The following is a 20,072-nucleotide window of genomic DNA, read 5'->3' as shown; positions in this document are numbered from 1 at the left end:
CGTGGTACCAGTCCTCGCCCTGCACTTTGCGGTGGCGGCTGGTGCGCCCTGGATCTTCCGGCGGTGGGGCCGATCGGCGTTCTTCCTCCTCGCAGCGGTACCCGCCCTCTCCCTCGTGTGGCTCGCGGCCCAGCACGGTGCCGCCTACGGTGCGGGTCTCGACGAGACGTTCACCTACGTGCCGGGCCTGAGCCTCGACTTCGCGTTCCGGCTCGATCCCCTCGCGTGGGTCATGGGACTCCTGGTCCTCGGCGTGGGCGCGCTCGTCCTCGCCTACTGCGCCCGGTACTTCAAGGACGACGACGAAGGGCTGGGCGGCTTCGGCGGTCAGCTCCTGGCGTTCGCCGGCGCGATGTTCGGGCTCGTCGCCGCAGACGATCTCATCGCGCTCTTCGTCTTCTGGGAGCTGACGAGCGTCCTCTCCTTCCTCCTCATCGGCTTCGCGCGGGCGCGCCTGGCCGCGCGCCGCGCGGCGGTGCAGGCGCTCGTGGTCACGACCGCAGGTGGGCTCGCGATGCTCGTGGGGCTCATCGTCATCGGCAACGCTGCGGGCACCTACAGGATCTCGGCGATCCTCGCGCGTGCGGGCGAGCTGACGACGGCGGCGCCCACGTCGGGTGCGATGGCCGTGGGGGCGCTTCTGGTCCTGGTCGGCGCGCTCAGCAAGTCGGCTCTCGTCCCGTTCCACTTCTGGCTGCCCGCGGCGATGGCGGCGCCCGCGCCGGTCTCCGCGTATCTGCACGCCGCCGCGATGGTCAAAGCCGGGGTCTACCTCGTGGCCCGCCTCGCGCCCGGCTTCGCGGACACGCCCTACTGGCGGCCCGTCGTGCTGGGCTTCGGCCTCGCGACGTTGCTCGTGGGCGGCTACCGCGCGCTGCGCCAGACCGACATCAAGCTGCTCCTCGCGTTCGGGACGGTGAGCCAGCTCGGGTTCATGATCGCGGTCGTGGGGTTCGGGACGCCGGACGCGGCGCTCGCGGGCCTCGCGCTTGTGGTCGCGCACGCCCTCTTCAAGGCGACGCTCTTCCTCGTGGTCGGAATCGTGGACCACCAGACCGGGACGCGCGATGTCCGGCGGCTCTCCGGGGTGTTCCCGCAGGCCCGCGGGCTCGGCGTCGTGGCCGTCCTCGCGGCAGCGTCGATGGCCGGCCTCCCGCTCTTCGGCGGTTTCGTGGCGAAGGAGTCCGTATTCGGAGCGTTCTGGGCGGGAGGAGCGGGCGGCGAGGCCGTGCTCGGGGAGCCGTGGGGCGCCGTCGTCCTCGTGGGGTTCGTGCTGGGCTCGATTCTCACGGTGGCGTACAGCGCCCGCTTCGTGTGGGGTGCGTTCGCCCGCAAGCCGGGCCTCCCCGACACGCCCTTCAAGCCCGTGACGCCGGTCTTCGTGGCGGCCCCGGCGATCCTCGGAGTCCTCGGCCTCGTCTATGGCGTGTGGCCCGCGCCCGTCGACGCGTGGGCCGCGCCGCACGCGGGCTCGTCCGAGCACCTCGCGGCGTGGCACGGGCTGGACCTGCCGCTCGCGCTCTCCGTCGCGGCGTGGCTCGGGGGAGCCCTCCTGTTCTGGCTCCGCGACGCCGTGTACCGCGTCCAGGTGGGAGTCTCGCGCCTCCCGGACGCCGAGCGCCTGTACCGCGCCACGATCGGAGCCGTCGACGACGCGGCCATCTGGGTCACCGGCCGGACTCAGCGCGGTTCGCTCTTCTTCTACCTCGCGGTGATCCTCTCGGTCGCGACCGTGCTGCCCCTCGTCGTCATGCTCGTCACCCGGCCCGCGATCCCGGGCACGACGTTCTTCGTGGACCCGAACTCCCCGCTCCAGGCCGTGGTCGGGGTGGGCATCGCGATCGGTGCGCTCGCCGCGGTCCGGGCGAACAAGCGCTTCCTCGCCGTGCTCATGGTGTCCGTGACCGGCTACGGGATCGCGCTCATCTTCGCGCTCCAGGGCGCGCCGGATCTCGCGATGACGCAGCTGCTGGTCGAGACGATCGTGCTCGTCGCGTTCGTGCTCGGCATGCGGCGCCTCCCAGCCCAGCTGCGGGACCGCACGGGCGGCGCCTACCGGGTGGCCCGCATCATCATCGCCGTCATGTTCGGCACGGTCGTGGTCTTCGCCGGGATGTTCGCGATGGGAGCCCGCAAGTCCGCCCCGGTGTCGCTCGGCTTCCCCGAGATCGCGTACAGCCAGGGCGGCGGCACGAACGTGGTGAACGTGACGCTCGTGGACATCCGTGCGTGGGACACGCTCGGCGAGATCTCGGTGCTCGTCCTCGCGGCGACCGGCATCGCGAGCCTCATCTTCATCAGCCATCGCGGCCGCGGGCTCGGGCCCGCGCACGAGGTCGAGACGGGGAGCGTCGGCCGGGTCAGGGCCGTGGAGCACACTCCGCGCAGCGCGGCCGAGCTGTCAGTGGCCCGAACGTTCGCGACCGTCGAGCGGGACCCGTGGCTCGTGGCCGGGCGGACGCTGGCGCCGGAGCGGCGCTCGATCATCTTCGAGGTCATCACGCGCCTCATCTTCCACAGCATGGTGCTGTTCTCGCTGTATCTCCTGCTCGCGGGCCACAGCGCGCCGGGCGGCGGCTTCGCGGGCGGGCTCGTAGCCGGCATCGCGCTCACCATCCGGTACCTCGCCGGCGGCCGGTTCGAGCTGCGGGAGGCGGCGCCGTTCAACCCCGGCATCCTCCTCGGCGTCGGGCTCGCGACGGCGGCGCTCGCCGCAGGGGTCCCCCTTCTCCTCGGCGGCCAGGTGCTGCAGAGCGCGATCCTCACGATGTGGCTGCCCGTCTTCGGCGACGTGAAGTTCGTGACCTCGACGCTGTTCGACGTGGGGGTCTACATGATCGTGGTCGGGCTCGTGATCGATGTGCTGCGGAGCCTCGGCTCGCGCATCGACGAGCAGATCGAGGACCGCACGCGGGCCGACGCGACACGGGAGCTGCGTGGCCGGCGGGAGCGGGAAGGCGGCCCGCGCGAGGGCGCCGAACCGCAAGCCGCCGGGCGGGGCGCGGCGCGCGCGGATTCATCGAGGGAGAGCGAGCGCGCATGAGCCCCAATCTGACGCTCCTCCTGATCTCGGGCGTGCTGTTCGCCTGTGGGATCTACCTGCTCCTCGAGCGGAGCCTCACCCGCGTGCTGCTCGGGCTCCTCATGCTGACCAACGGCGTGAACCTCCTGCTGCTGACAACAGGCGGCTACGCGGGCTTGGCGCCGTTCTTCTCCAAGGGGACGGATCCGCGCTCGTACAGCGACCCGCTCCCGCAGGCGTTCGTGCTGACGTCGATCGTCATCTCCTTCGCCGTCACGGGATTCATGCTCGCGCTCATCTACCGGACGTGGCAGCTGGGCCGGGCCGACGAGGTCGCGGACGACCTCGAGGACCGCCGCGTCGCGGCCCAGTCCGGCTGGGTCCCGGAGGAGGACGCGGACGTGCCCGCCGATCTGAGCGAGTTCCCGAGCCTCGTCGAGGCTGCCGAGGCCGATCGCGCCGCGCTCGCGGCGGCGCCCCATGCAGCCGACCTTCCGGACGATGCCGTGCTCGGCGATGCCGTGCCGCTCGCCGCCGGCCCGCACGACGAGGAGGAGCCCGAGTGAACCTGGCCAGCCTGGCGCCGCTCGCCGTCGTCCTTCCCATCTTCGGCGCAGCGGTGACCTTCCTGCTCCTGCGGCAGGAACGCGCCCAGCGGATCGTGAGCATCGGCGTGGTCGCGCTCACGCTTGCGCTCGAGGTCGGGCTCCTCGCCTCGGTGTGGGGCGGTGGGACGGTCGCGGTGCCGATCGGTGAGTGGATCCCGCCCCTCGGGATCACGCTCGTCGTGGACCAGTTCTCCTCGCTCATGCTCGTGGTCTCGAGCGCGGTGAGCCTCGCCGTGCTCGTGTATGCGGTGTCCCAGGGCATCGCCGACGGGGACAAGGACGGGCCCATCTCGGTTTTCCACCCGAGCTTCCTGATCCTCATCGCGGGCGTCTCCGACGCGTTCCTAGCGGGCGACCTCTTCAACCTCTATGTCGGCTTCGAGATGCTGCTCACCGCGAGCTACGTCCTGCTCACGCTCGGGGGCACCACGGCGAGGATCCGCGCGGGGGTGACGTACGTCGTCGTCAGTGTGGTCTCCTCGCTCCTGTTCCTCATCGCCATCGCGATAGTCTACGCCGCGACCGGCACCGTGAACATGGCCGATCTCGCCGTGAAGCTCGGCCAGCTCTCGCCCGAGACGCAGGTGCTGCTGCACGTCATGCTGCTCATCGGCTTCGGGATCAAGGCCGCAGTCTTCCCGCTCTCGTTCTGGCTCCCGGACTCGTATCCGACCGCGCCCGCCCCGGTCACCGCGGTGTTCGCCGGCCTGCTCACGAAGGTCGGCGTCTACGCGATGGTGCGCACCGAGACGCTCCTGTTCCCGGGCGACGCCCTCAACGTTCCGCTCATGGTCGTCGCGCTGTTGACGATGGTGGTCGGGATCCTCGGAGCGCTCGCCCAGACGGACATCAAGCGACTGCTCTCGTTCACCCTGGTGAGCCACATCGGGTACATGGTGTTCGGGCTCGCGATGAGTTCGGTCATCGGGCTTGCCTCGACCGTCTTCTACGTCATGCACCACATCACGGTGCAGACCTCGCTCTTCCTCGTCGCTGGGCTCATCGAGCGGCGGGCGGGGACCGCGTCGATCGACCGGCTCGGCGGGCTCGCGAAGCTCTCGCCGCTCCTCGCACTCCTGTACTTCATCCCGGCCATGAACCTGGCCGGGATCCCGCCGCTGTCCGGGTTCCTCGGGAAGCTCGGGCTGATCCAGGCCGGCGTGGCGCTCGGCACGCCCATGGCGCTCGCCGTCGTCGTCGCCGGCGTCGCCGTGAGCCTCCTGACGCTCCTCGCGATGGCGCGCGTGTGGGGCCGCGCCTTCTGGCGCACCGCGGACGACGCCGACAACCCCGACCCAGCGCTCCTCGCCCCCGCGCGGCGCGCCTCGATGCCCGCGGCGATGGTGGGCGCGACGGCCGGGCTCGTGGGCCTCGGCCTCGCCCTCACCGTGTTCGCGGGCCCGCTGTTCCAGGTGAGCCAGGCCGCAGCCAAGGAAATGCTCGACCGGACGCCGTACATCTCAGCCGTGCTGGGGTCCGACGCGGCGAAGCTTGCGGCGTCGCATCTGAACCAGCCCCAGGGCAGCGCGTTGCCGGGCGGCCAGGCTCCGGGCGGCGCGTTGCCGGTGGGCCAGGCTCCGGGCGGCCAGGCTCCGGGTGGCCAGACGCCGGGCAGCCAGCCCCAGACGGGGGCCAAGCCATGAGCCCCGCCCCGCGCATCTCGCTGCGGACCGAGCTGCCGCTGCTCGCCTGGCTCGTGGTGGTGTGGGGCGCGCTGTGGCAGGACTTCAGCCCGGGGAACCTCGTGTTCGGGCTCGTGCTCGCGCTCGTGGTGACGCGGTTCCTGTATCTGCCGCCCGTCGACCTGAGCGGGCGGTTCAATGTCCTGCACGCAGTACGCTTCGCGTTCTCGTTCCTGGGCCAGCTCGTCGTGGCGAGCCTGCACATCCTTCGCCTCGCGCTGACCGCGGGCCCGCGCGCCACGAGCGCCGTCGTCGCGGTGCCCCTCCGGAGCCACTCCGATCTGCTCGTGACCGCCACCGGTCACGTCATCTCGCTCATCCCGGGCTCGCTCGTCGTGGACGTGGACCGGGCCAACGCGACGCTCTACGTGCACGGCATCGACGTTCCGGACCGCGCCGCCGCCGAGCGGCTGCGGCGTTCGGTGCTCGCGGCCGAGGCCGAGCTGATCCGGGTCATGGGCACCGAGGAGGAGCTGCGGCTGCTGCGCGAGGAGGAGCACTTGCGCCGGGTGTCGTCGGCGCTTCCGGGGGAGAGTGGGGAGGAGCCATCGTGACGTTCTTGGATGGAGTTCTGATTGTCTGCAGCGTCCTGCTTGCGTTCGCCGCACTCGGCGCTGTGGTGCGGATGATCAAGGGCCCCGCGCTGCTGGACCGCGTGCTCGCCGCGGACGTCCTGCTCGTGGTGCTCGCGTCAGGCCTCATCGTGGACATGGCCGGGCATCACAACACCAACAACCTCGCACTCGTCGTAGCGATCACGCTGATCGGCTTCGTCGGCTCCGTGACCGTGGCGCGCTTCGTGCAGGATCGGAGGCGGCCATGACCGGGAGCGGCTTCGCAGGGATCTCTGTCTGGGCCCGTTGGACGGGGCCGAGCTTCGCGGTGGGTCGGAGGCGGCCATGACCGACCCCGTGGACATCGTGGCAGGCGTGCTCATGGTCGCGGGTGCCCTGCTCTCGCTCGGGGCCGCGATCGGGCTCCTGCGCTTCCCGGACCTCCTCACGCGCATGCACGCCGCGACCAAGCCGCAGGTGCTCGGCTCGCTCCTGCTGCTCACGGCGCTCGGGCTCGAGCTGCGTTCGTGGGAGCTCGTCCCGCTCCTCGTGGTCGCGTGGATCTTCCAGCTCCTGACCGTTCCGGTCTCGGCCCACATGGTGGGCCGGGCAGGCTACCGGACCAAGCACGTCGACAAGACGGCCCTCACCGTCGACGAGCTCGACGACGTCGTGGCCCGGGTCGAGCGCGCCGAGGAAGAGGAACTCGAGGCGTAGCCTTTCCGGCTTCTGAACCCGGTTCCCCAGTTAGTGCGCCCATCTCCCCAGCTTCTAGGCCTATGAAGGCGGCACTCGCCCGGATTCCCGCGGGTCGACGAGGTAACAGGCCGCTGAAGTTGGGGGAACTTGGATCAGAAGCGGGGGAGGTCGGCAGCGACCCGCGGGAGTCGACCCCCGTGCCCCGGAGCGAAGAGGCTAGACCTGGTCCGGCGTGCTGTTGAAGCGCGCGATCGCCTTCTGCGTGTACCGCTGCGTGAAGACGTTCACCACGGCGCCCACCGAGGCGGAGACGAGTGCGAAGACCAACGTGTCGCGAAGGCTGGCCTCGATGTTGGTTGCGTCCTTCGGCGGCTTGTTGCCCGTGCTCTTCTCCCACACGGAGTCGAGGACCTTCGTGGCCGCGAAGCCTGCGCCGATGCTGATGGCGGTTCCGAGCAGCTTGATGAGAATGGTCACGTCCGTCTCCTTCGCGTTTGGCGGGTTCCGGCATCTGGTGCAGCCAGCCCATGAGAGCTCTCGGCCCAGCCTAGCGGTAGACTGGCGGCACTTCATACGACAGGGGAGCGCCGCCGTCGGCCATCACCGGCGAAGGGCGCTGAGAGTGCGGACCACCGCAGACCCTCGAACCTGCTCCGGCTAATACCGGCGAAGGAAGTCGAGTTCTCAGGCAGCGATTGCTGCCGCCCCTCCTACTCCAGTGGGAGGAAACCAATGAGCATCAGCACCAAGCCGGTCTATACCTGGCGCGTCGTGGACATCGTTGTCGCCGCGGTCGTCTCCGTGGCGTGCGGCGTCATCTTCTGGCTCTGGGACCAGGGCTACACGGGAATCCAGGTCGTCACGGCCGCCTTCGCCCCGCTCAGCGGGCTCTACTCGGGCGGCTGGCTCCTGGCCGGCATCCTGGGCGGCCTGATCATCCGCAAACCGGGAGCGGCGCTGTTCTGCGAGCTCGTCGCGGCCGTCGTCGAGGCGCTGCTCGGCTCGCAGTTCGGCGTCACCGTGCTTCTCTCCGGCCTGGTCCAGGGCCTCGGCGCCGAGCTGGGATTCGCGATCTTCCGCTACCGCCGCTGGAACCTCGGAGTCGCGCTGCTCGCGGGCGCGCTCTCGGGCCTTGCCCTCGGTGTCAGCGAGGTCATCCAGTTCTTCGTCGACTGGGAGTTCGGCTGGCAGGTCGCCTACACGGTCTTCGCGGTGGTCTCGGGCATCGTGATCGCCGGCCTGCTGAGCTGGCTCGCCGTCAAGGCACTGGCCAAGACGGGCGCCCTCTCCGCCTTCGCCGCAGGGCGCACGGCGGACGTCTGAGGACCCCGGCATGTCCCCTTCTGGCCCCGCCAGGGTCCGGGCCCGCGGCTGGGGCTGGCGGCACGCGGGCCGCAAGGCCTTCGCGGTGAGCGGCCTCGACCTCGACATCGCGCCCGGCGAGCGGGTGCTCCTGCTCGGCGCGTCGGGGGCGGGCAAATCGACCCTGCTGCACGCGCTCGCGGGCGTCCTCGGCGCGGCCGAGGAGGGCGAGGAGCACGGCGAGCTCACGGTCGACGGCGTCCGCGCACCCGACGCGCGGGGCCGCGCCGGGCTCGTGCTCCAGGACCCGGACGGCCAGATCGCGATGGCCCGCGTGGGCGACGAGGTCGCGTTCGGCTGCGAGAACCTCGCCGTTCCGCGCGAGCAGATCTGGCCGCGCGTCCATCGCGCGCTCGCGGACGTGGGCCTCGAGCTCCCGCTCGACCGCCCCACGGCGGCGCTCTCGGGCGGCCAGAAGCAGCGCCTCGCCCTGGCCGGAATCCTCGCGATGGAGCCAGGCCTGGTGCTTCTCGACGAGCCGACGGCCAACCTCGACCCCGACGGCGTCGACGAGGTCCGCGCGGCCGTGCGACGCAGTCTGGATCGCACGGGCGCCACGCTCGTGGTCGTCGAGCACCGTGTCTCGGTGTGGGCCGAGCTCGTGGACCGCGTCGTCGTGCTCGGCGAGGGCGGCGGCCTGCTCGCGGACGGCTCGCCCGAGCGCGTGCTCGGCCAGGCCGACGTACGACGGCGGCTGGCCACCGCGGGCGTCTGGGTCCCCGGCTGGCATCCGCTCACCGGCGAGGAGTACGACGACGGGCGCGCCGTCCGAGCGTGGCGCCCCTCGGGAGGCGACTCACCTGGCGGCGTGGTGCGCCCTGCGGGCGGCGACCCCTCGAGCGGCGTGGTGCGCGCCGACGTCGTCCGCCCCCGTCTCGGGTACAGATCATCTGCGCCCGAGACGGCAAGCGTCGGGGCGGCCCTGCTGAGCGCTCGGGGGCTCGCCGCCGGCCGCTCGCCCAAGGCTCCGCCGGTGGTCGACGGCATCGAGCTCACCCTCCGCGCCGGGCACGCGACGAGCGTGACGGGCCCGAACGGCGCGGGAAAGTCGACCCTCGCGCTCACGCTCGCGGGGCTGCTCCCCGCCGTCGGCGGCACCCTCGAGGCGCTCCCGCCGCTGGCCCGCGGAGCCGCGTCGAGCCCGCACCGCTGGCGGTCGAGCGAACTCGTGAGCCGCATCGGCACGGTGTTCCAGGAGCCTGAGCACCAGTTCCTCACTCCGCGCGTCCTCGACGAGCTCGAGTTCGGGCCGCGCCGCGTCGCGAAGCTCGCGCCGGGCGAGACGCGCCGCATCGTCGACGGGCTCCTGCAGCGGCTTCGGCTCGAGCGGCTCGCCGAGGCGAACCCGTTCACGCTCTCGGGCGGGGAGAAGCGGCGGCTCTCCGTCGCGACGATGCTCGCGACGAGTCCCAGCATCCTCGTGCTCGACGAGCCGACGTTCGGACAGGACGCGCTCACGTGGGCCGAGCTCGTGCGGCTCCTCGCCGAGCTGATCGACCAGGGCACGTCGCTGCTCGCTGTGACGCATGACGAGCACTTCACGGCAGCCCTCTCGGACGCCGTGTACCGGGTCGACGGCGGCCATGCGTCGCGGGTGGGGGCCGTCGCGTGAGCGCGGTGTTGCCCGCGGCCCTGCGCGGTGCGGCTGGAGAGGGGCCGTCGCGTGAGCGTTGACTTTCTCACCCCCGACGTCGCCAACTCCGTGCTCGCGCGGGCCAACCCCGTCGCGAAGCTCGCGGCCGCGCTGTGCATCACGGTTTCGCTTCTGTTCAGCGTCGATTGGGTCTCGGCTTCGGTCGCGCTCGCGTGCGAACTGTGCCTCGTGCCGCTCCTCGGCGTGCGCGTCGGGACGCTCGCGCGCCGCACGTGGCCGCTCGTCGCGGCGGCCGCCGTCGCCGCGTACTCGACCGCCCTGCTCGGCGTGAAGACGGGACCGGTGTGGGTCCACCTCGGCCCGGCCGTGTTCACGGAGCATTCCGTGCTCACGGGCGCCGCGATCGGGCTGCGCGGCCTCGCGATCGCGCTCCCCGGCGTCTTCCTGCTCTTCTCGACCGACCCGACCGACCTCGCCGACGGCCTCGCCCAGAAGCTCCGCCTCCCCAGCCGCTTCGTCCTCGGCGCCCTCGCGGGCATGCGCCTCGTCGGGCTCCTCGTGGACGAGTGGCGCACGCTGGGCCTCGCGCGCCGGGCCCGTGGCGTCGGGACGGGCCACAGCCCCGTGGAGCGCTTCCGGACGTTCCTCGGCCAGGCGTTCGCGCTCCTGGTCGTGGCGATCCGGCGGGCCACGCGGCTCGCCGTCGCCATGGAGGCGCGGGGCTTCGGGAGCGTCGTGGATGGCCGGGCGGCGCCGCGGACGTGGGCCCGCGAGTCGAGCTTCTCGCGGATCGACGCCTGGGTGGTCGCCGCCGGAGTGGGCATCGCGGCGCTCGCGGTGGGGGCCGCCGTCGTCCTCGGGACGTGGAACGTCGCGTGGGGCTAGCCCGAGCGGACGACGGCGGCCGGGCGCCGGCGGAGCGGACGACGGCGGCGCCTCGCCAGATCGGTCAATGCCGCCTCTGGTGCTCCCTGCGCGCCGGTGGAATCCTTTCCCCGGGGATCACCCAGAGGACCATGAGCAGAGGAGCCCACGATGGTTGAGATCACTGGATCGTTCTCGAGCTTCAGCATCGACGACGTCGACAAGGCGCGGGATTTCTACGTCGGGACACTGGGCCTGACCTCGGAAGACATCATGGGCGGCCTGCGGCTCACGCTCCCCGGCGGCGCGCAGGTCTTCGCGTACCCGAAGCCGGACCACATCCCGGCCACGCACACGGTGCTGAACTTCGTGGTGCCGAACGTGGACACGGCGGTCGCGTCGCTGCATGAGCTCGGGATCAGGACGGACCTGTACCCGAGTTCGGAGCAGATGCCGCTCGACGAGAACGGGATCCTCCGCGACCCGAACGGCAAGGCAGGCAACGGGATTGCTTGGTTCAAGGACCCCGCGGGTAACGTGCTTTCGGTCGTCAACGAGCCCTGAGAGCTTGCGTTATCTCATGAATATGTGTTACCGGGCGGTCTAGACCGGCAGATGTCTCAAAAACGTGTCGATTTGCGGCCATCTATCGCATCTGTGATATTTTGGCGGTATGGCACAACAGACTGCTGAGACCGTCGGGGCGATTCTGCGCGAAGTGCGCAGCGACAGGGGATGGACGCAGGGGCAGCTGGCTGCGGAACTTGGCACCAGCCAAAGTGCCATTGCGCGCATGGAGCAGGGCAAGCAGAACCTGAGCCTCAAGATGCTCCAGCGGATCGAGGACATCCTCGGTCAGCGCATCCTCAATATCGGTCCGTCCAAGATGACCCATCTCCGGGTCGAGGGCGGGCGCCGGCTCTCCGGAGCCGTCGACGTCAACACCTCCAAGAACGCCGGCGTCGCGCTCCTGTGCGCGAGCCTCATCAACCGCGGCACCACGACGCTGCGCAACCTCGCCCGCATCGAGGAGGTCAACCGGATCGTCGAGGTCCTGACCTCGATCGGCGTCGAGTGCACGTGGCTCCCGGGCGCGCTCGGAGAGCAGCCGCGTGACCTCCAGATCCGCCGCCCGGCCACGCTCAACCTCGACGCAATGGACGTCGAAGCCGCCCGCCGCACCCGCAGCGTCATCATGCTGCTCGGCCCGCTCCTGGACGAGCGCAGCGAGTACAAGCTTCCGTACGCGGGCGGCTGTGACCTCGGCACCCGCACCGTCGAACCCCACATGCAGGCGCTCCGGACCTTCGGCCTCGCGGTCGAGGCGTCGAACGGCTTCTACTCCGTGCGGGCCCCCGAGGCCGACGGCCACGACCGCACGTTCGTCCTGACCGAGCGCGGCGACACCGTCACCGAGAATGCGATCATGGCCGCCGCGCACCGCGAGGGCCTCACGGTGATCCGCAACGCATCCCCGAACTACATGGTCCAGGACCTGTGCTTCTACCTCCAGAGCCTCGGCGTCGAGATCGAGGGCGTCGGGACCACGACGCTGCGCATCCGCGGGCTCTCGCGGATCGAGCAGGACATCGAGTACTGCCCGTCCGAGGACCCGATCGAGGCCATGAGCCTCATCACGGCCGCGATCGTGACGAACTCGCAGGTGACCGTGCGGCGCGTGCCGATCGAGTTCATGGAGATCGAGCTCGCGACGCTCGTGCAGATGGGCCAGCAGCTCGAAATCTCGGGCGAGTACGTGGCCCGCAACGGCCGGACGCGGCTCGTGGACGTCACGACGCTCCCGTCCGAACTCCACGCTCCCGCGGACAAGATCCACCCGATGCCGTTCCCCGGGCTCAACATCGACAACCTGCCGTTCTTCGCGGTCATCGCGGCCAATGCGACCGGTCAGACCCTCATCCACGACTGGGTCTACGAGAACCGCGCGATCTACCTCACCGAGCTCAACCGACTCGGCGGCCAGATCCAGCTCCTCGACCCGCACCGGATCTACGTCAACGGCCCCACGAAGTGGCGGGCTGCCGAGGTCGGGTGCCCGCCGGCGCTGCGCCCCGCGGCTTGCATCCTGCTGGCCATGCTCGCGGCCCGCGGCACGAGCGAGCTCCGCAACATCTACGTGATCGAGCGCGGCTACCAGGACCTCGCGGAGCGGCTCAACTCAATCGGTGCACGGATCGAGTACTTCCAAGACTGACGAGTTCTTCTGGAAACCCTCGCGGTTTCGCGACAGCGACTCGGGCGGCCTTTCAGATTTCGACCTGGAATGAGATCGCCTCGCGGCGCGTCGGGCCCCGACACGCCGCGCATCGACCGATCGTGCCTTTGAAGAAGGTCGGAAACCTCCGCCAGAGGCTGCGTAGGCGCCTCGATTCGGGGGAGTATCGGCACATGAAGGCGATCATGTACGAGCGCACCGGCGATTCCTCCGTCCTCGTCCTCCGGGACCGCCCGGTTCCCGAGCCAGGCGAGGGGGAGGTCCGCGTGCGCGTGGCCGTGTCCGGCGTGAACCCCACAGACTGGAAGGCCCGGGCCGGCGGCACCTACGCGGCGACCCTCGACGGCTGGCACGTGCCGAACCAGGACGGCGCCGGCGTCGTCGAGGCGGTGGGTCCCGGGGTTTCCGGGCTCGGCGTCGGGCAACGCGTGTGGCTGTGGGACGTCGCGTTCGGAGGCTCCGAGGGGACGGCGCAGGAGGCGGTCGTGGTGCCCGCCCGCAAGGCGGTTCCCCTGCCGGACTCCGAGACGTTCGACGCCGGGGCCTCCCTTGGCATTCCGGCCCTCACCGCGCACCGGGCGCTCACCTCGAGCGAGCACGGTCCCGCCCGGCTCGCCAAGGGGACGCTCGACGGGCGGACGGTTCTCGTGACCGGGGGAGCGGGCGCCGTCGGCCATGCCGCGATCCAGCTCGCCCGGTGGGCAGGAGCAACCGTCGTCGCCACCGTGAGCAGCGAGGAGAAGGCGTCGCTTGCTGCTCAGGCCGGGGCCGCCGTCGTCCTCAACTACAGGACGCAGGACGTTGCCGCGGAGGCGCGGCGGGTCGCACGCCACGGCGTCGACGTGATCGTGGACGTCAACCTCGCGGCCAACGTGGCGGCGGATCTGGCGGCGATCACGACCGGCGGGACCATCGCCGCCTACGCCGGCGCCTCGGACGAAACCGTGGCGATGCCGGTGCGCCAGGCCATGGCCAAGAACGTGCGGCTCCAGTTCGTCCTCACCTACACCGTCACCGACCAGCAGAAGGCCGACGCCGTGGCGGCCGTCTCCGCGGCGCTCGCCGACGGCGCGCTCCGCGTGGGAGAGGAGCACGGCCTCCCGCTCACGCGATTCCGGCTCGAGGACACGGCGGCTGCCCACGATGCCGTGGAGCGCGGCGCAGTCGGCAAGGTGCTCGTAGACATCTGAGTGCCAGGAAGGGTGACGGGCGCAGCTAGGAACGCGGCTCGCGCGCGAGTGCGGACTCGATGAGCGCCACGATGGCCGGATCGTCGGGGAGGACGCGCGGCCGGAAGCGGTGCACTATGCCGTCCGGCAGCACGAGGAACTTCTCGAAGTTCCACGTGATCCGACCGGCCTTGCCCTCGGCGTCGGGGGTCCTGACCAGCTCCCGGTAGAGCGGGTGCGCGGTCCGGCCGTTGACCCGCACCTTGGCCATCACGGGGAACGTGACGCCCCACGTCGCGGCGCAGTACTCGGCGATCTTCTCGTTGTCCCGGTACTCCTGCAGGAACTGGTTGCTGGGGAACGCGAGCACCGTGAAGCCGCGGTCCCCGTAGCGCCGCTGCAGCTGCTCGAGCTGCTCGTACTGCGGCGCGAGCCCGCACCGGCTCGCGACGTTCACCACCAGCCGGACGTCGTCGGACCATTCGCCGAACGTCGTCTCCCGCCCGGCGAGCGTGGTCACGGGGATGCTGTTCAGCTCCGCCATCGGCCCTCCTCGAGACTCTCCTCCGAGGGAGGAACGAACAGGAGCCGTGCCCGGTTCATGCGTCCAGGCATCAGAAACTCGATTGCTTCCGGGGCTGACGCCCCTCCCAGACGCCAAGTAGCTTGGGTCACACCCTGTCAGCACGCTTGGATTTTTCTGGGAGGACCTGTGAGGACGATCCGACACCAATTGGCCGCCGCCGTGGCCGCCGTCGCGCTCGGAGTTTCGAGCGCGGCGATTGCGGGCCCGGCGTCCGCGGACCCGCGGCAGAACACCAAGACTCCCACCGCCGTTGGCTACGGCGGCGCCGTCAGCACCGTGGACCCCGAGGCCTCCGGTGCGGCGCTCGAGGTGCTCCGCAACGGCGGGAATGCCGTGGACGCCGCGGTGGCCGCCGCCGCGACCCTCGGCGTGACCGAGCCGTACAGCTCGGGAATCGGGGGCGGCGGCTTCTTCACCTATTACGACGCGAAGACCCGCACCGTGCAGTCGATCGACGGCCGCGAGACCGCGCCCGCCGCAATGAAGCACGACGCGTTCATCAACCCCGCCACCGGGAAGCCGTACAACTTCACGCCCGAGCTCGTGACGAGCGGCGTGTCCGTGGGGGTGCCCGGGACGGCCGCGACGTGGCAGCGCGCGCTCGACCGATGGGGCACCGTGGGACTCGGCGAGGCGCTCAAGCCCGCCATCAAGGTGGCGGACCGCGGCTTCGTGGTCGACCCGACGTTCCGCCAGCAGACTCTCGACAACAAGGCCCGCTTCGAGGCCTTCCCTGCGACAGCGAGCCTCTTCCTCCCCGGAGGCGACGCTCCGCAGGTCGGCTCGATCTTCCAGAACCACGACCTCGCGGCGACCTACCGCCTGCTCGCGAAGGACGGGATCGGTGCGTTCTACCGCGGGCCGCTCGCGTCCGAGATCGCGAGCGTCGTGCAGAACCCGCTCAAGTCGCCCAGCACGACGCTGCCAGTGCCGCCCGGGTCCATGACGGCCGCGGACATCGCCAACTACACGACGATCGACCGCGACCCCACCCACGTGAACTACCGCGGCTACGACGTCTACGGCATGGCGCCCTCGAGCAGCGGCGGCACGACCGTGGGCGAATCGCTCAACATCCTCGATCAGTTCAACCTGGCCGGGATGAACGATCCGGACGCGCTGCACCACTACCTCGAGGCGAGTGCGCTCGCGTTCGCCGACCGCGGCAAATACGTGGGGGACCCCGCCTTCGTCAACGTGCCGACGAAGGCGCTTCTGGACCCGCTCTTCGGCAAACAGCGCGCGTGCTCGATTGACCCCACGCATGCGGCGACGAAGCCTGTCCCGCCGGGCGACGTGACCGGATACAACGGCGTCTGCCCCATGGCCGCGGCGGCTCCGGCGAGTGAGAAGGACACCGAGAACATCTCGACCACGAACATGACCGTGTCCGACCGCTGGGGCAACGTGGTCGAGTACACGCTCACCATCGAGCAGACGGGCGGCTCGGGCCAGGTCGTGCCGGGGCGCGGCTTCATCCTCAACAACGAGCTCACGGACTTCTCGGCGGTCTACAGCCCGACGGACCCGAACCGGATCGATCCCGGCAAGCGCCCGCGTTCGTCCATCTCACCGACCATCATGCTCCAGGACGGCAAGCCGTTCCTCGCACTCGGCTCGCCCGGCGGCTCGACCATCATCACGACCGTGCTGCAGACGATCTTCAACCGGATCGACCGGGGCATGACCACTCCCGAGGCGATCGCCGCGCCGCGTGCGTCGCAGCGCAACACCGCGAAGGTCACCGCTGAGCCGGCCTTCATCGCGAAATACGGGAGCGAGCTGACCCCGTACGGCCACGTGTTCCAGCCGTCCGGCGACGCGTTTACCTCGGCCGCGGAGATCGGGGCCGAGACCGCGATCGAGTTCCTGCCCGACGGCCGGACACTCGCCGCGGCCGAGCCCGTCCGGCGCGGCGGCGGGTCGGCGATGGTGGTGCAGCCGTCGCCGTAGGCGAGTTCGGCGTTCAGGCGAGCTGCAGGGCGCTCCGCGACTCGAGGGCGTCCCATGCGAAGCTCGCGAGCCAGTGCGTCGACATGAAGTCGCCGCTGTCGAGGGCCGCGATACCGGCCGAGAGGAGGGGTTCGATCGCCGCCGCGAGCACGGGCTCGCTCGGCGAAACAGACGACGACGGCGACGCCCCCTCCCGCAGCGCCCTCACCACGCGCGAGAGCTGGCCCGCGCGCGTCAGGTTGAGGCCGTGGAGGTGGACCATGTAGCCGTCGGACTCGTCCGTCACGCCGACCACGGAGAGCATGCGCGAGCTCGCCTCGAGGCCCGGGAGGAACTGCTCGAGCCACGCCGCGAAGTCGTCACGGCCGAGCACGCGCTGCATGAGGTCCGCTTCGCTCAGGCCCGCGGAGAGGAAGTCCTGGCCGCTGAGCTCCCATTCCGTGGCCCAGCCGGCGTCGGAGCCGAACCACGCACGCGCGGCTGCCTCGCAGGCCTCGGCGGCGTCGGTCCGGCCGAGTGCGCGGAACCCGTCCAGCAGGAGCGCGACGCCGAACGCCGAGTTCGTGTGCAGCCCGTGCCGCACGGGGTGCTCGACCTTCGCCAGCCACTCGGTCGCGAGGCGGGCCACCGTGTCGACGCACCCCTCGAGGTTCTGACCCCAGCCCCGGATCTCCTGGTCCGAGGACGCGGAGCACGCCGCCGCGAGGCGCACGAGCCACGCCCAGCCGTACGGCCGCTCCCACGACGGGTTGTCGGCGAGATACGCGGCCTCGACGGCGAGCTTCTCCGCCGTGAGGTTGTCGGCCAAGGCGTGCCGGAGCCTCGCCGCCGTGCCCGGCTCGAGGTGAGGGCCGCCGTCGTCGGCTGTTGTTGCGTCGGCAGCCGTGCCGGACGCCCCGCCCGCCGCCGCGCTGAGCACGCTGACCCCCAACCAGTGCATGTGCACGCACGAGTGCCAGTCGAAGGACGTGTAGAACGCGGGGTGCAGCTCAGACGGGACCGGGCGGTCGCCTGCCGAGCGCTGGGTGTGGTGTGCCGAGTGCGGGTAGGCGCGGCTCAGGTTGTCGAGGACGACGGCGGCGCAGTGCTCCGCGGCCGAGGGCAGGAGGTCGAAGTCCACGGTTCTCCTAGAAGGCGAGGAAGTACATGAGGGCGGTGTTGACGACGAGCAGCGGGAACGCCGTGCCGAGCTGGGCGGTGATGACGCCGTACTTGTTCTTCATCTCGAGCAGGGCCGAGGGCACGAGGTTGAAGTTTGCGGCCATCGGCGTGCACAGCGTCCCGCAGAAGCCGGCGAGCATGCCGATCGCGAAGACGATCGCCGGGTTGCCGTGGAACTGCTGGACGAGCACGGGCCAGCCGATCGCGGCCGTCATGATCGGGAACGCGGCGAAGCCGTTGCCCATGAGGACCGTGAACACGAACAGTCCCACGCAGTAGACGATGACGGCAGCGAGGAGCGAGCCCTTCGGCATGACGCCGGTCACGAGCGTGCTGACCGCGGTGCCGACGCCGGCCTTCGTGAAGAGGATGCCGAGCGTCGAGAGCATCTGGGGCAGGAGCGCGGCCCAGCCGATGGACTCGAGGATGCGGCGGCTCTCGAACACGGGCGTGAGCGGGTGCTTCGGCCGGAGGATCACGAGAGCGACGACGGCGGCCACGATCGCGCCGATCGCCAGGGCCACGAGCGTCGTGTTCTTGGGATCGAGGATCGGGGTCTTGCCGATGGTGAGGACCGGCGCGAGCAGCACGAGGAGGACTGTTACGACCGGGAGCGTGAGCGCCGGGATGAAGAGCTTGTTGCCGAAGCGCGCGGCGAAGGCCTCGCGCTGCTCTCCGGTCGAGGTCTTGGCCCTTCCGTCCGCGAGCTGCCTCGTCGCGGCGAGGGCCACGAGCACGAGTACGGCAATGCCGAGGATCCACCCCGGCGCGGTCCCGGCCTGGACCCACGTGCCGTAGAAGAAGCACAGGCCCAGGAGGCCCCAGAAGGCCGAGCTGCCCCAGCGGCGGGGGTGATTCGCGTCCCGAACGATCAGCACGGCCCACGCGATGAACAGGATTCCGATGAGCCAGTAGACGGCTTCGACATTGATCACTTGGCTTCTCCTGCGGTGGCCGGCTCGGCCTTCTCGAGTTCTGCGTATTCCCTGTCGAGCTGCTTGTCGAGGCGCAGGAGCCGGAAGCCGTGGATGAGGAACGCGGCGATCGCGGTCGGGATGGCCCACAGCGCAAGCTGGAGCGGCTCGAGGTGGAGGTGGTAGGTCGTGTCGACGAACGTCGTGATGAGGAGGATCGAGCCCACGGCCACGAAGACGTCCTCGCCGAAGAACACGCCCACGTTATCCGCCGCGGCCGAATGGCCCTTGATGCGCTCCTTGATGTGCTCGGGAACGTGGCCGTAGCGGCGCAGCGCCGCGCCCTCGGCCATCGGGAAGACGAGCGGGCGCACGGTCTGCGCGTGGCCGCCGATGCTGTTGAGGCCCACCGCGGCGGTGATCTGGCGGACGGCGAGGTAGCCGAGCAGAACGCGGCCTGCCGTGAGCTTGGCGAGCTTGCCGATGAGCGTCTTGGCCTGCTCCTGCAGCCCGAAATACTCGATGATGCCGACGACCGGCAGCACGGCGACGAAGATCGTGACCGAGCGGCTGCTCGCGAAGCCGCTGCCGAAGGCCTCGAGGATCTGGAGCGGGTTGAGCCCGCCCAGGAGTGCAGTGACGATGCCGGCGACAGTCACGACGACGAGTGGGTTCAGGCGGATCGCAAAGCCAACGATCACCAGAAGTACCCCGATGAGTACAAGCATGATTATCCGTTCCGAAAATGGGTTCGGTCGTGCGAAGGGGTGTGCGCCGAAGAGCGCGTGTGATCCAGAGCATAGCCTTTTGTTCAACAATCAATCAAGGCTTTCGTTGAACAATCCCGGAAGATCTTGGGCGCCGCTCGGTTGCTGACCTTCATTGAGGCGGTGGAATCGCCGGAATCGGCGCGTCCCGCGGCGTGTCGTCGGAGACGCGATCCAAAGAAGGTCGGGAACGCGCTGCCTGGGTCAGCCCGCGACGGCGGCGAGGAGCTGCTGCTCGGCGCGGTCGAGATAGTCGGCCATGAGCGCCGCGGCGTCCGCGGCGCGGCCGGCCTCGAGGAGCTCGAGGATGCGGGCGTTGTCCTCGACGTACGGGGCGTGGAAGCGCGGGTGGGCACCCATGGTCGCGAAGACGAGGCGCATCTCCGCGAGGATCTGCTCCATGAAGCTGTCCAGGCGTTCGCTCCCCGCACGGGCGATGAGCGCGCGGTGGAACTCTTGGTTCGCGTTCGCCATGGCGGGCACGTCCTCGGACTCGGCGGCCCGCCGCGCCTCGCGCACGATCGCCGCGAGCGGCCCGGTCGGTGCCGGTGGCGACCACAGGAGCGCCGCGGGCTCCACGAGCCGGCGGACGCGGTAGATCTCGCGGATGTCCTCCGCGGTGGGGTGGGAGACGAAGACGCCGCGATTGGGGATTCGGGTGACGACGCGCTCGGCGTGCAGCGTCGCGAACGCCTCGCGCAGCGTGTTCCGGGAGACTCCGAGGGCATCGCGGAGGGACTCCTCCGCGAGCTTCGCACCCGGGGCGAGCTGGCCGGCCGCAATCCGCTGCCGCAGCTGGGCCGCGACCCAAGAGCTCGTCTCGGCGTGCTTGGTCGCGCGGGCCTCGGCCTCCAGGCCGGCCAGAACCTCCTCAGACGTCATGGCACCACCCTAAGACCCG

At 70.5% G+C, this 20,072-nt stretch carries 19 protein-coding genes and 1 riboswitch; of the genes, 13 read left to right on the top strand and 6 right to left on the bottom strand.

The features are described 5' to 3' along the window. The first annotated feature begins 1 nt into the window (after position 1). The 6 genes from E6A26_RS16265 (at position 2) to mnhG (ending at position 6,583) form a co-directional block, all read left to right on the top strand. Positions 2 to 3,043: a Na+/H+ antiporter subunit A gene (locus E6A26_RS16265; protein WP_136612252.1), complete on the top strand. Its 3,042-nt coding sequence runs from the start codon at positions 2 to 4 to the stop codon at positions 3,041 to 3,043. After that, a complete protein-coding gene (locus E6A26_RS16260; protein WP_136612251.1) occupies positions 3,040 to 3,588 on the top strand; it encodes a Na(+)/H(+) antiporter subunit C in 549 nt (182 codons plus the stop codon). The genes E6A26_RS16265 and E6A26_RS16260 overlap by 4 nt, the downstream gene beginning before the upstream one ends. After that, entirely contained in the window at positions 3,585 to 5,273 is a 1,689-nt protein-coding gene (locus E6A26_RS16255; RefSeq protein WP_136612250.1) for a Na+/H+ antiporter subunit D, read from the top strand. Before E6A26_RS16260 ends, E6A26_RS16255 begins: the two co-directional genes overlap by 4 nt. After that, a complete protein-coding gene (locus E6A26_RS16250) occupies positions 5,270 to 5,866 on the top strand; it encodes a Na+/H+ antiporter subunit E (protein WP_136612249.1) in 597 nt (198 codons plus the stop codon). Before E6A26_RS16255 ends, E6A26_RS16250 begins: the two co-directional genes overlap by 4 nt. Positions 5,867 to 5,871: 5 nt before the next feature. Continuing rightward, on the top strand, positions 5,872 to 6,135 hold the full coding sequence (locus tag E6A26_RS16245) for a monovalent cation/H+ antiporter complex subunit F (RefSeq protein ID WP_234865599.1): 264 nt from the start codon (positions 5,872 to 5,874) through the stop codon (positions 6,133 to 6,135). 76 nt (positions 6,136 to 6,211) lie between these two features. After that, positions 6,212 to 6,583: a monovalent cation/H(+) antiporter subunit G gene (gene mnhG, locus E6A26_RS16240; RefSeq protein WP_136612248.1), complete on the top strand. Its 372-nt coding sequence runs from the start codon at positions 6,212 to 6,214 to the stop codon at positions 6,581 to 6,583. A 198-nt stretch (positions 6,584 to 6,781) separates the two neighbouring features. On the opposite strand, the gene E6A26_RS16235 is transcribed toward mnhG, so the two are convergent. Continuing rightward, positions 6,782 to 7,042, bottom strand: coding sequence for a DUF4235 domain-containing protein (locus E6A26_RS16235; protein WP_136612247.1), 261 nt, complete (start codon positions 7,040 to 7,042; stop codon positions 6,782 to 6,784). A gap of 91 nt (positions 7,043 to 7,133) precedes the next feature. Beyond that, a riboswitch (TPP riboswitch) is annotated at positions 7,134 to 7,257 on the top strand. 40 nt (positions 7,258 to 7,297) lie between these two features. On the opposite strand from E6A26_RS16235, the gene E6A26_RS16230 reads away from it, so the two are divergent. The 6 genes from E6A26_RS16230 (at position 7,298) to E6A26_RS16205 (ending at position 13,811) form a co-directional block, all read left to right on the top strand. Continuing rightward, positions 7,298 to 7,888: an ECF transporter S component gene (locus E6A26_RS16230; RefSeq protein WP_136612246.1), complete on the top strand. Its 591-nt coding sequence runs from the start codon at positions 7,298 to 7,300 to the stop codon at positions 7,886 to 7,888. Positions 7,889 to 7,898: 10 nt separating this feature from the next. Continuing rightward, positions 7,899 to 9,539 carry an ABC transporter ATP-binding protein gene (locus tag E6A26_RS16225; RefSeq protein ID WP_136612245.1) on the top strand — a complete coding sequence of 547 codons (1,641 nt, stop codon included), beginning with the start codon at positions 7,899 to 7,901 and terminating at the stop codon, positions 9,537 to 9,539. 51 nt (positions 9,540 to 9,590) lie between these two features. Then, positions 9,591 to 10,406 (top strand): energy-coupling factor transporter transmembrane component T family protein, encoded by an 816-nt coding sequence (locus E6A26_RS16220; protein ID WP_136612244.1) that lies wholly within the window; start codon positions 9,591 to 9,593, stop codon positions 10,404 to 10,406. A 150-nt stretch (positions 10,407 to 10,556) separates the two neighbouring features. Further along, positions 10,557 to 10,949 (top strand): VOC family protein, encoded by a 393-nt coding sequence (locus E6A26_RS16215; protein ID WP_136612243.1) that lies wholly within the window; start codon positions 10,557 to 10,559, stop codon positions 10,947 to 10,949. A gap of 109 nt (positions 10,950 to 11,058) precedes the next feature. Continuing rightward, positions 11,059 to 12,600: a UDP-N-acetylglucosamine 1-carboxyvinyltransferase gene (locus tag E6A26_RS16210; protein WP_136612242.1), complete on the top strand. Its 1,542-nt coding sequence runs from the start codon at positions 11,059 to 11,061 to the stop codon at positions 12,598 to 12,600. A gap of 194 nt (positions 12,601 to 12,794) precedes the next feature. Further along, on the top strand, positions 12,795 to 13,811 hold the full coding sequence (locus E6A26_RS16205; protein ID WP_136612241.1) for an NADPH:quinone reductase: 1,017 nt from the start codon (positions 12,795 to 12,797) through the stop codon (positions 13,809 to 13,811). Between the two features lie 25 nt (positions 13,812 to 13,836). On the opposite strand, the gene E6A26_RS16200 is transcribed toward E6A26_RS16205, so the two are convergent. Then, positions 13,837 to 14,334 (bottom strand): glutathione peroxidase, encoded by a 498-nt coding sequence (locus tag E6A26_RS16200; protein WP_136612240.1) that lies wholly within the window; start codon positions 14,332 to 14,334, stop codon positions 13,837 to 13,839. A gap of 168 nt (positions 14,335 to 14,502) precedes the next feature. On the opposite strand from E6A26_RS16200, the gene ggt reads away from it, so the two are divergent. Beyond that, positions 14,503 to 16,329 carry a gamma-glutamyltransferase gene (gene ggt / locus E6A26_RS16195; protein WP_234865590.1) on the top strand — a complete coding sequence of 609 codons (1,827 nt, stop codon included), beginning with the start codon at positions 14,503 to 14,505 and terminating at the stop codon, positions 16,327 to 16,329. A 13-nt stretch (positions 16,330 to 16,342) separates the two neighbouring features. Here ggt and E6A26_RS16190 read toward each other — a convergent pair whose 3' ends face one another. The 4 genes from E6A26_RS16190 to E6A26_RS16175 form a co-directional block, all read right to left on the bottom strand. Next, complete coding sequence (locus E6A26_RS16190; protein ID WP_136612238.1) at positions 16,343 to 17,449, bottom strand: DUF2891 family protein; 1,107 nt, start codon at positions 17,447 to 17,449, stop codon at positions 16,343 to 16,345. Between the two features lie 7 nt (positions 17,450 to 17,456). After that, on the bottom strand, positions 17,457 to 18,425 hold the full coding sequence (locus E6A26_RS16185) for a DUF979 domain-containing protein (RefSeq protein WP_136612237.1): 969 nt from the start codon (positions 18,423 to 18,425) through the stop codon (positions 17,457 to 17,459). Further along, the gene (locus E6A26_RS16180) at positions 18,422 to 19,132 is read right to left on the bottom strand and encodes a DUF969 domain-containing protein (protein ID WP_136612236.1); all 711 of its coding nucleotides are present in this window, start codon (positions 19,130 to 19,132) and stop codon (positions 18,422 to 18,424) included. The genes E6A26_RS16185 and E6A26_RS16180 overlap by 4 nt, the downstream gene beginning before the upstream one ends. A 243-nt stretch (positions 19,133 to 19,375) precedes the next feature. Further along, the gene (locus E6A26_RS16175; protein WP_136612235.1) at positions 19,376 to 20,053 is read right to left on the bottom strand and encodes a GntR family transcriptional regulator; all 678 of its coding nucleotides are present in this window, start codon (positions 20,051 to 20,053) and stop codon (positions 19,376 to 19,378) included. Positions 20,054 to 20,072 lie beyond the last annotated feature (19 nt).

The sequence above is a fragment of the Sinomonas albida genome, from assembly GCF_004919045.1.
Classification (GTDB): domain Bacteria; phylum Actinomycetota; class Actinomycetes; order Actinomycetales; family Micrococcaceae; genus Sinomonas; species Sinomonas albida.
Note: the sequence above shows the minus strand (reverse complement) of the source record. Positions and strands in the feature narration are given on the sequence as shown.

Excerpts from the sequence above, each read along its gene's own strand:
- mnhG (WP_136612248.1), top strand. The coding sequence starts at position 6,212 with ATGACCGACCCCGTGGACATCGTGGCAGGCGTGCTCATGGTCGCGGGT.
- E6A26_RS16210 (WP_136612242.1), top strand. The coding sequence starts at position 11,059 with ATGGCACAACAGACTGCTGAGACCGTCGGGGCGATTCTGCGCGAAGTG.
- E6A26_RS16180 (WP_136612236.1), bottom strand. The coding sequence starts at position 19,132 with ATGCTTGTACTCATCGGGGTACTTCTGGTGATCGTTGGCTTTGCGATC.
- E6A26_RS16215 (WP_136612243.1), top strand. The coding sequence starts at position 10,557 with ATGGTTGAGATCACTGGATCGTTCTCGAGCTTCAGCATCGACGACGTC.
- E6A26_RS16175 (WP_136612235.1), bottom strand. The coding sequence starts at position 20,053 with ATGACGTCTGAGGAGGTTCTGGCCGGCCTGGAGGCCGAGGCCCGCGCG.
- E6A26_RS16205 (WP_136612241.1), top strand. The coding sequence starts at position 12,795 with ATGAAGGCGATCATGTACGAGCGCACCGGCGATTCCTCCGTCCTCGTC.
- E6A26_RS16230 (WP_136612246.1), top strand. The coding sequence starts at position 7,298 with ATGAGCATCAGCACCAAGCCGGTCTATACCTGGCGCGTCGTGGACATC.
- E6A26_RS16200 (WP_136612240.1), bottom strand. The coding sequence starts at position 14,334 with ATGGCGGAGCTGAACAGCATCCCCGTGACCACGCTCGCCGGGCGGGAG.
- E6A26_RS16260 (WP_136612251.1), top strand. The coding sequence starts at position 3,040 with ATGAGCCCCAATCTGACGCTCCTCCTGATCTCGGGCGTGCTGTTCGCC.
- E6A26_RS16250 (WP_136612249.1), top strand. The coding sequence starts at position 5,270 with ATGAGCCCCGCCCCGCGCATCTCGCTGCGGACCGAGCTGCCGCTGCTC.
- E6A26_RS16225 (WP_136612245.1), top strand. The coding sequence starts at position 7,899 with ATGTCCCCTTCTGGCCCCGCCAGGGTCCGGGCCCGCGGCTGGGGCTGG.